The sequence below is a fragment of the Tepidibacter sp. Z1-5 genome, assembly GCF_037844525.1.
Classification (GTDB): Bacteria; Bacillota; Clostridia; order Peptostreptococcales; family Peptostreptococcaceae; genus Tepidibacter_A.
In genome coordinates this window covers 75967-90157 of record NZ_JBBMMD010000035.1, presented here as the reverse complement: position 1 = coordinate 90157, position 14191 = coordinate 75967, and the positions used below count along the sequence as shown (strand labels likewise).

General features: G+C 29.5%; 13 protein-coding genes and 2 other annotated features. Of the genes, 12 read left to right on the top strand and 1 reads right to left on the bottom strand.

Annotation, left to right across the window (positions count from 1 at the left end; genetic code table 11):
- Nucleotides 1-192: 192 nt before the first annotated feature.
- The 9 genes from WJW32_RS07735 to thrS all read left to right on the top strand — a co-directional run bounded on the left by WJW32_RS07735 (nt 193) and on the right by thrS (nt 11183).
- Nucleotides 193-1698 carry an ABC transporter ATP-binding protein gene (locus WJW32_RS07735; protein ID WP_445330222.1) on the top strand — a complete coding sequence of 502 codons (1506 nt, stop codon included), beginning with the start codon at nt 193-195 and terminating at the stop codon, nt 1696-1698.
- On the top strand, nt 1685-2752 hold the full coding sequence (locus tag WJW32_RS07730; protein ID WP_340257024.1) for an ABC transporter permease: 1068 nt from the start codon (nt 1685-1687) through the stop codon (nt 2750-2752). Before WJW32_RS07735 ends, WJW32_RS07730 begins: the two co-directional genes overlap by 14 nt.
- On the top strand, nt 2745-3686 hold the full coding sequence (locus tag WJW32_RS07725) for an ABC transporter permease (protein ID WP_340257022.1): 942 nt from the start codon (nt 2745-2747) through the stop codon (nt 3684-3686). Before WJW32_RS07730 ends, WJW32_RS07725 begins: the two co-directional genes overlap by 8 nt.
- A 69-nt stretch (nt 3687-3755) precedes the next feature.
- Nucleotides 3756-4517, top strand: a complete 762-nt coding sequence (locus WJW32_RS07720; RefSeq protein ID WP_340257021.1) for a DUF6873 family GME fold protein — start codon at nt 3756-3758, stop codon at nt 4515-4517.
- Nucleotides 4518-4522: 5 nt separating this feature from the next.
- Nucleotides 4523-5305: a sporulation protein YtxC gene (gene ytxC / locus WJW32_RS07715; protein WP_340257019.1), complete on the top strand. Its 783-nt coding sequence runs from the start codon at nt 4523-4525 to the stop codon at nt 5303-5305.
- A 129-nt stretch (nt 5306-5434) separates the two neighbouring features.
- Nucleotides 5435-7141, top strand: a complete 1707-nt coding sequence (locus WJW32_RS07710) for a [Fe-Fe] hydrogenase large subunit C-terminal domain-containing protein (RefSeq protein WP_340257017.1) — start codon at nt 5435-5437, stop codon at nt 7139-7141.
- 31 nt (nt 7142-7172) lie between these two features.
- Complete coding sequence (locus tag WJW32_RS07705) at nt 7173-8312, top strand: SpoIIE family protein phosphatase (RefSeq protein WP_340257015.1); 1140 nt, start codon at nt 7173-7175, stop codon at nt 8310-8312.
- An 11-nt stretch (nt 8313-8323) separates the two neighbouring features.
- Entirely contained in the window at nt 8324-8929 is a 606-nt protein-coding gene (locus tag WJW32_RS07700) for a DUF445 domain-containing protein (protein ID WP_340257013.1), read from the top strand.
- Between the two features lie 55 nt (nt 8930-8984).
- Nucleotides 8985-9197, top strand: a binding site (T-box leader).
- A gap of 66 nt (nt 9198-9263) precedes the next feature.
- Nucleotides 9264-11183 carry a threonine--tRNA ligase gene (gene thrS, locus WJW32_RS07695; protein ID WP_340257011.1) on the top strand — a complete coding sequence of 640 codons (1920 nt, stop codon included), beginning with the start codon at nt 9264-9266 and terminating at the stop codon, nt 11181-11183.
- Nucleotides 11184-11199: 16 nt separating this feature from the next.
- Here thrS and WJW32_RS07690 read toward each other — a convergent pair whose 3' ends face one another.
- Nucleotides 11200-12594 carry an ATP-dependent metallopeptidase FtsH/Yme1/Tma family protein gene (locus WJW32_RS07690; protein WP_445330221.1) on the bottom strand — a complete coding sequence of 465 codons (1395 nt, stop codon included), beginning with the start codon at nt 12592-12594 and terminating at the stop codon, nt 11200-11202.
- Nucleotides 12595-12861: 267 nt separating this feature from the next.
- Nucleotides 12862-12988, top strand: a sequence feature (ribosomal protein L20 leader region).
- A gap of 47 nt (nt 12989-13035) precedes the next feature.
- Here WJW32_RS07690 and infC point away from each other — a divergent pair.
- The 3 genes from infC to rplT are packed head-to-tail and all read left to right on the top strand — an operon-like array spanning nt 13036 to nt 14176.
- The gene (gene infC, locus WJW32_RS07685) at nt 13036-13563 is read left to right on the top strand and encodes a translation initiation factor IF-3 (RefSeq protein ID WP_445330220.1); all 528 of its coding nucleotides are present in this window, start codon (nt 13036-13038) and stop codon (nt 13561-13563) included.
- 26 nt (nt 13564-13589) lie between these two features.
- Complete coding sequence (gene rpmI, locus WJW32_RS07680; RefSeq protein WP_277731454.1) at nt 13590-13787, top strand: 50S ribosomal protein L35; 198 nt, start codon at nt 13590-13592, stop codon at nt 13785-13787.
- 32 nt (nt 13788-13819) lie between these two features.
- Nucleotides 13820-14176, top strand: a complete 357-nt coding sequence (gene rplT / locus WJW32_RS07675; protein WP_340257005.1) for a 50S ribosomal protein L20 — start codon at nt 13820-13822, stop codon at nt 14174-14176.
- The last annotated feature ends 15 nt before the right edge of the window (nt 14177-14191 follow it).

The window sequence follows — 14191 nt, the reverse complement described above, 5'->3', positions numbered from 1 at the left end:
TTTTAATTTTTCTCGATTATAAAATGATAAGAAAAATTATGTTTAAAAGAATTTTGAAAAAAGTCAAAATTTATTGTTATATTAAAAAAAATTTAGTATAATTAAGAGGACGAAAGTAAAAAATGATTTAAGGAGGGATGAAAGTTGGACAATACAAAAAGAAATGTAGATTTTAGCAAAAAAGTTGTACAAATGAAAGATATAACCAAAAAATTTGGAAATTTTACAGCTAATGACAATATAAATTTAACTGTCCATAAAGGAGAAGTACATGCACTGCTTGGAGAAAATGGCGCAGGTAAATCTACACTTATGAACATATTATATGGTCTGTATCAACCGACTTCGGGAGAAATATATATAAATGAAAAAAAGGTAGAAATCGATAATCCTAATGTAGCTATAGAAAATGGAATAGGAATGGTGCATCAGCATTTTATGTTAATCCCCCCATTCACAGTAGCGGAAAACATTATCCTAGGAATGGAACCAACTAGTGCATTTGGGAAAATTGATATGCAAAAAGCAATTGAAGATGTAAAAAAGATATCTGAACAGTACGGACTTTATGTTGATGCTATGGCAAAGGTTGAGGATATTACAGTTGGAATGCAGCAAAGAGTTGAGATATTAAAGGCGTTATATAGAGGAGCAGAAATTCTTATACTAGATGAACCTACTGCAGTTTTAACTCCTCAAGAAATAAAAGAATTAATAAATATTATGAAAAATTTAACGGAACAAGGAAAATCTATAATTATAATAACTCATAAACTAAAAGAAATAAAAGAAGCAGCGGATTTTTGTACGATAATAAGAAGAGGAAAATATATAGATACAGTTGAAGTTGAAAAAACTACTGAAGATGATCTTGCAGCTATGATGGTTGGAAGAGAGGTAAACTTTAAAGTTGATAAAAAGGAACAAAAACTAGGTGATGTAGTTTTTAAAGTTGAGGATTTAGTAGCAAAAGACAATCGAGGTTTAGACGTTTTGAATAAACTTTCTTTAGAAGTTAGAAGAGGAGAAATACTAGGAATCGCTGGAATCGATGGAAATGGACAATCTGAACTTGTTGAAGTACTTACAGGACTTAGAAAAGCTGAAAGTGGAATCGTTTTCATAAATGATAAAGACATAACTAATAAGACTCCAAAAGAAATGTTCGAAAACGGACTTTACAATATACCTGAGGATAGACAAAAAAGAGGTTTGGTTCTTGATTTTACTGTCGCAGAGAATATGGTTCTTGAAAATTATGGAAAAACTCAGTTCTCTAAAGGATTTAGATTATTAGAAGATAATATAAAAAGTTTTGCTAGAGATTTAATAGCTAAATTCGATGTTAGACCAGCGGATGAGAATTTAAAAGCAAGAGCATTATCTGGAGGTAACCAACAAAAGATAATCATAGCTAGAGAAGTAACTAATAATCCGGATTTATTAATAGCTACTCAACCTACAAGAGGACTTGATGTTGGAGCTATAGAGTTTGTTCATAAATCATTAATAGAGCAAAGAGATAAAGGAAAAGGAGTGCTTTTAGTATCTTTAGAATTAGACGAGGTTATGAGTGTCTCTGATAGAATAGCGGTAATTTACGAAGGAAAGATAGTTGGTATCGTAGATTCTAAAGACGCTGATGAGAATACTCTGGGTCTTATGATGGCAGGAGGTACTGAAGATGAAGAAAAATAAAAAAATAATTAATGATGCACTTTTGTATACAGTAATATCTATAGTTTTAGGATTATTAGTTGGAGCTATTGTTCTTAGTGTATCTGGATTTAGTCCTATAGAAGGATATTCTGAGATGATGAAAGGTGTATTTGGAAAACCTAAGTATTTAGCTTGGACGGTAGTAAAGTCAACACCTTTAATTCTTACAGGTTTATCTGTAGCATTTGCATTTAGAACAGGATTATTCAATATAGGAGCTGAAGGTCAGTTTATAATTGGAGCTTTAACTGCAACTCTTGTAGGATATTTTGTTCATCTACCGGCAATTATTCATATTCCATTAACTCTTTTGAGCGGATGCTTAGCTGGAGCTATATGGGGAGGAATTGCAGGACTATTAAAATCTAAATTTGGAGTAAATGAAGTTATATCTACTATAATGCTTAACTGGATAGCATTTTATCTTTCAAATTATTTTATAATGATGGAAGGATTTAAGAAACCTGGTACAGAGGCATCGTTTAATATACAAGACACTGCAACTATAGATATAACATGGCTTAAATCTTTAGTTGGACCAGCTACAAAAGTTAACTGGGGAATAGTAATTGCTTTAATATTGGTAGTGGTAATATCATATTTACTATATAAAACTGTTTTGGGATTTGAACTAAGAGCAGTTGGATTTAATAAAGATGCAGCAGAGTATGCGGGAATAAATGTCAACAAATCTATGGTAATATCAATGGCTATAGCAGGACTTTTAGCAGGTGCAGCAGGATCTATGCATGTTATGGGAGTATCGCATAAGATAACTATACTTGCAGCACAAGAGGGGTATGGTTTTGATGGGATTGCAGTTGCACTAATAGGAAATAATACTCCTATAGGAGCTATATTTGGAGGATTTTTATTTGGAGCTCTTAAATATGGTGGCGGTAAAATGCAAAATATTGGAGCGCCAACTGAAGTTATAAATATAGTTATAGGTGCTATAATTTACTTTATCGCAGCAAGTAGAATGGTAAAAATTATGATAGATAAAATGAGGGGAGGAAAAGCTGATGTTTAGTAAGAATTTGGCTATGATACTTAGTACAACCCTTATGTACTCAACACCGCTTATATTTACTTCTTTAGGAGGAGTTTTTTCTGAAAATGCCGGCGTTGTAAATATAGGGCTTGAAGGTATGATGACTATAGGAGCTTTTGCGGGAGCAGCAGCGGCCGTAATGACAGGAAATCCGTGGATAGCATTTTTAGTAGCTGGTATAGCAGGAGGAATATTTGCACTTTTACATGCTATAGCTACAATAAAATTTAATGCAGATCATGTAGTTTCAGGTATAGCAATAAACTTTTTAGCTCCAGGTTTTGCATTATTTTTATGTAGAAGATTATTTAATGGATCAACTATGACTCCTGCTATGAAGTTAACTCAGAAAATGCCAAGACCGTTAAATGGCATTTTTCCTAAGGGAAGCTTTATAGATATAGTATTTAACACATATGCTACAGTTTATATAGCATTTGCTTTGGTTTTAGTTACTTGGTTTATACTTTATAAAACTAAGCTTGGTCTTAGAATAAGAGCAGTTGGAGAGCATCCAAAAGCTGCTGATACATTAGGAATAAATGTATACAAGATGAAATATTTATGTGTAGTATTATCTGGTATTCTTGCAGGTTTTGGTGGAGCATCAATGAGTTTAGCTATAGTTTCAACGTTTAGACCTACATTGATCTCGGGTCAAGGTTATATAGCACTTGCAGCTCTTATATTCGGTAAGTGGAAGCCACAAGGAGCTATGCTTGCATCATTATTATTTGGTGCATCTACTGGACTTGTTGTATTCTTAGGAAATCCAAGTGTAGGATTTAGTGTATCAGAAAACTTACTATCAATGGTACCGTATTTAATAACTTTAATTGTATTGGTATTATTTGTTGGAAAAGGAAATGGACCAGCAGCTAATGGACAAATATATGAAAAAGGTGAAAGATAATAATATGTTTATGAAGAGGCGATTTTATCGCCTTTTTTGTTGCAAAAAAATAATATAAAGAGGTGAATTATGAAGTTTTTAGATAAACCATTTATACCACAAAAAAAAGTGAGTCATATAATAATAGATTCTAGAATACCGAAAGATATAGAATATGAATTAAAAAATAGAAATATAGAAATAATAAAGACATACGGATGTGAAGAATTGTATGAAGCAGTTAAATATCATGCAGATATGCAAGTGTGTTATTTAGGGAACGGCGATATAGTAGTAGCTCCGAATTTGTATGAACAATATAAAAATATATTGAGTGTATATGGATTTAATATAATTAAAGGAACAAATTATATCAAAAATAAATATCCTTATAATATAAGTTATAATGTAGCCTTATTTGGAGAGTATGCTATACATAATTTCGAATATACAGATGAAAATATTATCCAATATATAAATAACAACAATATCAAAAAAATAAATGTAAAGCAGGGTTACTGCAAATGCTGTATATGTATTGTAGATGAAAACTCAATAATAACATCTGATAAAGGTATATATAAAGAGGTTTCAAAATATAATGAAATAGATTGCTTATTAATACAAACAGGAAGTATAGATTTGTTTGATATGAATTATGGTTTTATTGGAGGTGTTAGTGGTCTGATAGACTGTGGGGAATTAGCTTTCTTAGGTGATATAAGAAAACATCCGGATTATAATAAAATAAAAGAGTTTGTGAATAAACGAGGGAAAAAGATAATATCTTTAGGAAATAATAGATTGATGGATTTAGGTTCTATAATGCCTGTTATGACTAGAAAGGAGTGACTTTGATGGAACACATATATTTGGGTATAAGTAATGAATATAAGGATTTGGCAAGTGCTATTAAATTAAACAAAAACGTAAATCAATCAGACGGATTAATCGAGATAGATATACCTGTTTATGAAGATAAACAACAAACAAAATTATTAATATGTTCACAATTAACCAACTTCATTATAAATACAGTTAAAAATAAAATCTTAAAAGAGGTTGTAAATACAAGCTATAGAAATACATATTTATCTGAAATAGAAAATATATATAAATATTCTTTAGATTTGTTTAACAATAGAGAAAAGGAGATAAAAGAAATTTTGTTTGATAGAATGTATACTTATCTTTCAGATAATGATTATCTAAATATAAATGGATTTATAAAGTTTAGATTAAGAGATTTTATGGATTATATAATAGAACTGAAAGATAGAGGTTTTGAAGAATACTTAATTGAAAAAGACTATAATGAATTTGTGAATTTATTGAAATATTTTGTGGATGTGCAAGAAGAAAAAATAGATATTTTAAAACTATATATAGAGAAAGATGGGTCATTTAAACTATGTGATAAGAATGATAGAAATTTAGAGGAAAAATATATCGAAGATATATTTAATATAGCATTAAAAGAGAATATGAATGAAGAAGATTTTTTAATAAGTTCCTTAATAACATTATGTCCAAAACAAATATATATTCAAGATAACTTAGAAAACAATGTATCAAAGGAGATAATAGAAACTATAAATGCTATATTTGAAGGAAGAGTTACGGTTGGATATAGAGCTTAATGCTCTATTTTTTTGTCTTTAATTGACATTCTAATCTTATGAATATAAACTAATCTTAGAGTTTATCCGTAAAAAATTGTTATGATATTAACATGGATTATATTAATAAAAAAATTTGGAGATGATTTAATGAATGATATATTAAATTTTTCGAATGTAAACTGTAAGAACTGTTATAAGTGTATAAGAGAATGTCCTGTTAAAGCTATAAAAATAGAAAATGACAAGGCCTATATAGTAGAGGAATTGTGTATTGGTTGTGGAAAATGTTTTAAAGCATGCCCTCAGGATTCAAAAAAAATGATGTCTGATTTAGGTCAAGTCAAAGAGTACATAAGACTAGGATATAAAGTGGTAGCAAGTGTAGCACCTTCTTCAGTGGCAGATTTGGAAAATATGAATTATAAAAAATTTGTAGCAGCTCTTAAAAATATAGGATTTTATAAAGTAGAAGAAACCATAGTAGGGGCAAAAATTGTGACTGAAGAATATGAAAATTATATAAAAAATAATAAGCAAAAAATATATATATCTTCATGTTGTCCTACTATAAATTATCTAATAACTAAATATCATGAAAAAGTAATTAAATACTTAATACCTATAGATTCTCCTATGATAGCTCACGGTAAATATTTGAAAAAAATCTACGGAGAAGATGTAAAGGTGGTTTTTATAGGACCTTGCATATCTAAAAAATATGAATCTTTAGATGGTGATAATTTAGGCGCAGTCGACAAAGTTATAAGCATACAAGAATGTATAAGCTTAATAAATGATATAGACATAGAAAATGTAGAAGAAAATGAATTTGACAATAAACCTTTAGGTGATATATCATTGTTCCCTGTCGAAGAAGGAATGAACTTTAATATGGAAAATATAACCAAAATAAAAGTTTCTGGAATGGACAATGTTAAAAATTTGATTAAAAGTATAGAAAATAATGAACTTAGCAATATGTTTATAGAACTTAATGCATGTATAGGATCATGTGTAGGTGGAGTAGGATTTAAGCACGATAGAGGGATACATTATAGAAAAAACAAGGTAAAACAATATACTTTAGGTAGAACTTTAGATGAAGAATATTTGAATAAAATAAGATGTGTATTTGAAAATTTAAGATTAGAGAAAGAATTTAAGAATTATGGTATAAAATTCGATACTCCTACTGAATACGAAATAAGAGAAATATTGGTTTCTATAGGTAAAAAGACAGTGAAAGATGAATTAAACTGTGGAGCTTGCGGATATGATACTTGTAAAGATAAGGCTATAGCTGTTCATAGAAACTTAGCTCAAAGGCATATGTGTATGGGGTATATGAAGGATAGAGTGGAAGCTGTAAGCAATGTTATATTTGAAGCTACTCCAAATTATATAGTAATAGTAGGTCATGATTTTAGAATAATAGATATAAATAATGCTATGGCAAATGTAATAAAAAAACCGAGAGAAGAATTAATTGGAGAGTACATAGGAGATTATATAGAGATTAATCACTTCATAGATGTTTTATACAATAAAGATGATATTATATCTAAAAAACTAAAGTGGAAAGAGTATAATAAAGATATTAAAGCAAGTATAATTTCTTTAAATGAACATAGAGCCTTACTTGGAATATACATAGATATAACAAAAGAAGAAAATCAGAAAAAGACAATAAAAGAAGTTAAGTTAAATACTATAAATACAGCTCAAGATGTGATTAATAATCAGATGAGGGTAGCTCAAGAAATAGCGTCTTTACTTGGAGAAACTACTGCAGAAACAAAGGTTATATTGACAAAATTAAAAGAATTGGCTATGAAGGGGGAGGAAGAAGATTAAACAATATTTTGTAGATATAGCATATTTAAGCTTGAATAAAGATAAAGAAGAGCTATGTGGTGATAAAGTTGAAATAGAAAAGTTTGATGAAGGGTGTATAGCCGTATTATCAGATGGTTTAGGCTCTGGAGTAAAAGCTAACATATTGGCTACACTTACATCTAAAATAGCTGTGACTATGATAAAAAATGGTCTTAGCATAGCAGAGGTTGTAGATACAATAATTAATACATTACCTACTTGTAAGGTTAGAAATCTGGCTTATTCTACTTTTACGATAATATATATATCAAATGATGGTGAATGCTATATAGCTAGATTTGACAATCCAGAGGTGCTTTTTAAAAGAAATGGAAAAATTGATATAATTAAAGGTGAAGAGGTTATAATATCGGGTAGGAGAGTTAGAGAGTCTAAATTTAACTTAAAGAAAGACGATATAATAGTTTCTGTTAGTGATGGAGTAATAAATGCTGGAGGTGGAAAAATTTTAAATCTAGGATGGGATTTAAAAAATATATCTGAATACATTCAACTTATTCCATCTAACATATCTTCCCTGAGTTTGACTAAAAAATTAATTGGAATATGTGACGATTTATATCTTCAAAAACCAGGAGATGATACAACTGTACTTTCGATAAAAATAATGAAAAATAAACATGTAACCTTGTTTACAGGACCACCAACAGATCCTGAAGATGATAAAATAGTAGTTCAAAAACTTATTAAAAATACAGGTAAAAAAATAGTTTGTGGAGGAAGTGCTGCTAAAATAGTTGCAAGAGAGTTAGATACTGATTTTGAAATGGATATGAAGAATATAAATGGAGATATACCTCCTATTGGATATATAAAAAATATTGATTTAGTTACTGAAGGTGTGTTGACCTTAAAAAAAGTACTTGAAGTACTTGACGATTATAAGAATAATAAATATCATATAGATGATATATTTAAAGATGATAAAGATAAAAATGCAGCATATAAAATACTTAAAATATTAATAGATGAATGTACTAATATTGATTTTTTAGTTGGAAGAAGTGTAAATTCAGCTTATCAAAGTTCTGATTTTCCTGATGATTTGGCAGCTAAAATTCAAATAGTAGAAAAGATAAAAGACAAATTAATAGGACTAGGTAAAGTAGTCAATGCATTATATTACTAAGGAGGAAGCAAATGACAATTATGATGAAAATACTATTTTTAGGAGTTATAGGAGCTGTTATAGGTTGGGTTACGAATATACTTGCTATAAAGTTGATATTTAGACCTATAAGACCTGTAAATATACCTATTATAAACTTAAAAATAGAGGGACTTATACCAAAGAGAAGAAAAGAAATAGCAAAATCCATAGGAGATGTAGTAGAACAAGAACTTATATCTGTAGAAGATATAATAACTAATATGATAAAGGAAGAAGATAAAGATAACCTTATGAAGGCTCTAAAACTTAAGGTTGATGAGATTATAGAACAAAAACTTCCTCCTTTTATACCTGTATCATTTAAGGGTATGATAAAAGAATATTTGGACAAAATAATTCAGGAAGAAATAGGACACGTAATAGGAGATTTAAGTGGATATTTAGTGCATAAATCAGCTAATAGAATAAAAATAGGAAAAATGGTAGAAGATAAAATAAATGAATTTGATTTAGAAAAATTGGAAGAAATAATAATAAGTATAGCAAAAAAAGAATTAAAGCATATAGAAGTATTAGGGCTTATATTGGGATTTTTTATAGGTATACTTCAAGGTTTAATTGTAATGAATTTTTAAAAAAATATTGACAATTCATTTTATGAGATATATAATCATATAAAATCAAATTAATGATAAAGCGATGAATAAGGAAGAGTAAATTGTACCCAGTTTCAAGAGAAGAAGTGTCACCGGCTGAGAGCATTTCTAGATATGGATAATTGAAAACTACCTTAGAGTTGAATTGAGTAATTTTCAGATGAAAAATTCAGGTTGATTACCTTATAATCTTCAAGAGGGCTTTTGCCAACTTGGGTGGAACCGCGAGCTTATACTCGTCCCAGATTTTATGGGACGAGTTTTTTTATATTTAAAAATCAAAACAACTAATAAATACAGGAGGGTGAATATAATGGGTAAAGTAAAGATTACTTTAAAAGATGGATCAGTAAAAGAATTTGATAAAGGAATATCTATACTGGATATTGCTAAGTCAATAAGTGAAGGTCTTGCAAGAAGCATAGTTGCAGGTCAAGTAAATGGAAATTCTGTAGGAGTTAACTATAAGTTAGAGGAAGATTCAGAAGTTAACTTGTTAAAATTTGACGATGCTGAAGGTAAAGAAGTATTCAGACATACAAGTTCTCATATATTAGCTCAAGCTATAAAAAGATTATATCCTGAAGCAAAGCTTGCTATAGGGCCAGCAATAGACAGTGGATTCTATTATGATATAGATTTAGAAGAAAGATTGACTAGTGAGCATTTAGAAAAAATACAAGCTGAAATGAAGAAGATAGTTAAAGAAGACTTAGCGATAGAAGGTTTTGAACTTTCAAAAGAAGAAGCTATAAAATTAATGAAGGAAAAAAATGAAGATTACAAGATTGAATTAATAGAAGATCTTCCAGAAGGAGAAGTATTATCTTTTTATAAGCAAGGAGATTTTGTAGACTTATGTAGAGGACCACATCTTGCTACTACTAAAAAAGTTAAATCTATAAAGTTATTAAGTGTAGCTGGTGCTTACTGGCGTGGAGATGAAAAAAATAAAATGCTTCAAAGAATATATGGTACTTCATTTGAAAAGAACAAAGATTTAGAAGCTTATTTAACAATGCTTGAAGAAGCTAAAAAGAGGGATCATAGAAAATTAGGTAAAGAATTAGGATTATTCGTAATTCCAGATGAAGGACCGGGATTCCCATTATTCTTACCAAGAGGAATGGAGCTTAAAAATAAATTATTAGAATATTGGAGAGAAATTCATAGAAAAGATGGATATGTTGAAATAGAAACTCCTATTATATTAAACAGAGAACTATGGGAGACTTCAGGACACTGGTACCACTATAAAGAGAATATGTATACAGTTCAAATTGATGAATCGGATTTTGCTATAAAGCCTATGAACTGTCCTGGTGGAATGCTTGCATATAAAACTCAAATGCATTCATATAAAGATTTTCCAATGCGTGTTGGAGAATTAGGAAGAGTGCATAGACATGAATTATCTGGAGCGCTACATGGACTTATGAGAGTTAGAGCATTTACTCAAGATGATGCACATATATTTATGCTACCAGAACAAATAAAAGATGAAATAAAGGGTGTTGCTAATCTAATAGATGGTATATATAAGACTTTTGGATTTAAATATCATGTAGAATTATCTACAAGACCAGAGGATTCTATTGGAACTAATGAAGAGTGGGAAATAGCTGAAAATGGATTAAGAGAAGCTTTAGAAGAATTAGGATTAGACTACAAATTAAATGAAGGTGACGGAGCATTCTACGGACCTAAGATAGATTTCCATTTACAAGATTGTATAGGAAGAACATGGCAATGTGGAACTATACAACTAGATATGCAGTTACCTCAAAGATTTGACTTAACTTATATAGGAAAAGATGGCGAAAAGCATAGACCTGTTATGATACACAGAGTTGCATTTGGAAGTATAGAAAGATTTATAGGAATATTAATAGAGCACTTTGCAGGTAAGTTCCCATTATGGTTAGCTCCTGTTCAAGTTAAGGTACTTCCTATATCTGATAAATATATAGACTACGCAAATAAAGTGAAAGAAATATTATTTGACAAAGGAATAAGAGTAGAAATAGACAATAGAGCAGAAAAAATAGGATATAAAATAAGAGAAGCACAACTTGAAAAAGTTCCTTATATGTTAGTAGTAGGAGAAAAGGAACAAGAAAATAATGAAATATCTGTTCGTTCAAGAGATAAAGGCGAAGTAGGATCTATATCTGTTGATGAATTTATAGAGAGTATATTAAAAGAAGAAAAAGAAAAAGTTAATAGTTTATAATAAAAAAGCCTATACATTATGTATAGGCTCTTTTTATTATATCTTTTAGTTCTTCGTGAGTTAAAGTTTCGTTTTCAAAAAGGTGGTTGGATACTAGGTGAAGTTCGTCTAAATGTTGTTTTAATATGTTTAGTGTTTGATCATAACACTCTTTAATTATAGAGTTCGATTCATTTTGAATCTTATTTATCATTAGGTTTTTGTAATTCCCTTCAATTGTACTAGAACCTAATGAACTCATTCCATATTCACAAATCATTTGATCTGTAATAGAACTTACTTTTTTCAAATCATCTTTAGCTCCTGTTGATGAATGGCTGAATATTAATTCTTCAGAAGCTTTTCCAGCAAGGAGTATTTTTATTTTGTTTAGAAGTTCTTCTTTTGTGTGTATAAACCTATCTTCATCTGGAAGCTGAAGTACATAACCTAAAGCTTGGCCTCTAGGAACAATGGATATTTTTTGAATAGGATTTATTCCAAGTAGGTTGCTTATAAGAGCATGCCCAGCTTCGTGATAAGATACTATCTTCTTTTCTCTTTCTACTAATTTACTATTTTTACTTTCAAGTCCAGCAAGAATTCTTTCAATAGCATTATCAAAATGTTGTTTATTTATAGTGGATTTATTTTCTCTTACAGCCATTATAGCAGCTTCGTTTGCTATATTGGATAAGTGAGCACCACTAAGTCCATGTGTTTTTTTTGCTAGTTCTTCAAGATTTACTGATTCTTCTAAAGGTTTATTTTTTGTATGAACTTTTAGAATTTCATGTCTTGTATAGCAGTTTGGATTTCCTATATATATATGTCTGTCAAATCTTCCGGGTCTAAGTAAAGCTTCGTCTAATAAATCTAATCTGTTTGTTGCACCTATGATTATCACGTTTGAGTCTTTGTTGAATCCATCCATTTCAACTAGAAGTTGATTTAAAGTTTGATCTTTTTCGTTGTTGCTTTCTAGATGTCTTTTTGCTCCTATAGCATCTATTTCATCTATAAATATGATGCTTGGAGATTCTTTTCTAGCTTTTTCAAATAGAGTTCTTACTCTTTTTGCACCAACACCTACATATTTTTCTACGAATTCTGATCCGGTTGTATTAAAAAAAGCTGAGTTAGTTTCGCCAGCAACAGATGCAGCAAGTAATGTCTTTCCTGTTCCAGGAGGACCATTGAATAATACACCTTTTGGAATAGTAGCACCCATTTTTTTGTATTTTTCTGGGTTTTTAATAAAATCTACTAATTCAAATAACTCTTCTTTTACTTCGTCAAGACCAGCTACATCTTTAAAAGTAGTTTTTGGTTTTGAAAAAGTTCCATCATCTTTGCCAGTATCTTTTTCCATCTTACTTTGATTAAAAGCGAATACCGGCATATTAATTTTTTTAAATATTTCTTTAATCATACTCATAATGTAACACCTCTAAATGTTAGGTTATTTTGTAGTTATTTTTAGTTTCTCCTAAAAGTGTAAGATTATTAATTGTTAATTTTACCATTAGAAAAATAAACAAGTTTTTATAAAAATTTCACGTGTGGTTTTTTGAAATTCATAACGGAAACTAAATTATTTTCATGATATTATTATTAATATTTAGTATTCATAATATACAATTAAAATTTTGAAAAAAATATTGACACATTAGATTAAAAATGATATTATAATTAATGTTAAATGAAGTAGAAGTTATCCACTTCTCACCTTACTCTTATGGTTGTAGGGTTAATAACTAGATTTACAATCTTGGTTATGTTGAGTATAAACGGATAGCTTGTGCTATGCGTTTTTTTTATTTTAATATAATATAGATAAAATTTTATATAATATAAATTTTATTATTTTAATATTATTTGGAGGTGTCTAACTATTAAAGAGCTACCAATTAATGAAGAGATAAGAGACAAGGAAGTAAGACTTCTATCTCAAACAGGTGAGCAGTTAGGAATTGTTTCAGCTAGAGAAGCACAAATAATGGCTAATGAAGCAAATGTGGATTTGGTTAAAATATCACCAAATGCAAATCCGCCAGTGTGCAAAATTATGGATTATGGTAAATTTAAATACGAACAGTCTAGAAAAGAAAAAGAGTCAAAGAAAAAGCAAAAAACAGTAAGTTTAAAAGAAATAAGATTAAGACCATCAATAGAAGAAAATGACTTGAACACTAAGGCTAAGCAAGCTATTAAGTTTTTATCAAAAGGTGATAAGGTTAAAGTGGAACTTAGATTTAGAGGAAGAGAACTTGGCCATAAAGATGCAGGATTAGTGGTTGTTAAGAAGTTTTTGGATATTGTTAAAGAAGTGGGAACTCCAATGAATCACCCTAAATTTGAAGGGAATAGATTGGTTGTAACATTAGATCCTAAAAAATAATTATACTTTGAGAGGAGGAAATTAGCATGCCAAAAATGAAAACTCACAGAGGAGCAGCTAAAAGATTTAAAGCTACAGGAACAGGTAAATTAAAGAGAGCTAAAGCTTATAAGAGCCACATACTAACTAAAAAGAGTGCTAAGACTAAGATGAACCTTAGAAAAGCAGGAATAGTAAGTGTTGGGGATCAAAGAAGAATATCAAGATTATTACCATACCTATAAAATAAATATTTAAACAAAGGAGGTCGCAAAAAATGGCAAGAGTAAAAAAAGCAATGAACGCTCGTAAAAAACATAAAAAAATATTAAAGCTTGCAAAAGGATACAGAGGATCTAGAAGTAGATTATTTAGACCGGCTAATGCATTTGTAATGAAAGCATTAAAGCATGCTTATGTAGGAAGAAAGCTTAAGAAGAGAGACTTCAGAAAGCTTTGGATTCAAAGAATAAATGCAGGAACTAGAATGCACGGATTATCTTACTCTAAATTCATAAACGGATTAAAAGTAGCTAATATCAACATAAACAGAAAAATGTTAGCTGAAATGGCTATAAATGACGCTGAAGGATTCAAGCAATTAGTTGAAACTGCTAAGCAAAATTTAAAATAATAAAATGAAATCCTT

Bases quoted from the DNA above. Each gene is read 5' to 3' on its own strand.
- WJW32_RS07735 (WP_445330222.1), top strand. From the start codon at position 193: ATGAAAGATATAACCAAAAAATTTGGAAATTTTACAGCTAATGACAAT.
- WJW32_RS07730 (WP_340257024.1), top strand. From the start codon at position 1,685: ATGAAGAAAAATAAAAAAATAATTAATGATGCACTTTTGTATACAGTA.
- WJW32_RS07725 (WP_340257022.1), top strand. From the start codon at position 2,745: ATGTTTAGTAAGAATTTGGCTATGATACTTAGTACAACCCTTATGTAC.
- WJW32_RS07720 (WP_340257021.1), top strand. From the start codon at position 3,756: ATGAAGTTTTTAGATAAACCATTTATACCACAAAAAAAAGTGAGTCAT.
- ytxC (WP_340257019.1), top strand. From the start codon at position 4,523: ATGGAACACATATATTTGGGTATAAGTAATGAATATAAGGATTTGGCA.
- WJW32_RS07710 (WP_340257017.1), top strand. From the start codon at position 5,435: ATGAATGATATATTAAATTTTTCGAATGTAAACTGTAAGAACTGTTAT.
- WJW32_RS07700 (WP_340257013.1), top strand. From the start codon at position 8,324: ATGACAATTATGATGAAAATACTATTTTTAGGAGTTATAGGAGCTGTT.
- thrS (WP_340257011.1), top strand. From the start codon at position 9,264: ATGGGTAAAGTAAAGATTACTTTAAAAGATGGATCAGTAAAAGAATTT.
- WJW32_RS07690 (WP_445330221.1), bottom strand. From the start codon at position 12,594: ATGATTAAAGAAATATTTAAAAAAATTAATATGCCGGTATTCGCTTTT.
- rpmI (WP_277731454.1), top strand. From the start codon at position 13,590: ATGCCAAAAATGAAAACTCACAGAGGAGCAGCTAAAAGATTTAAAGCT.
- rplT (WP_340257005.1), top strand. From the start codon at position 13,820: ATGGCAAGAGTAAAAAAAGCAATGAACGCTCGTAAAAAACATAAAAAA.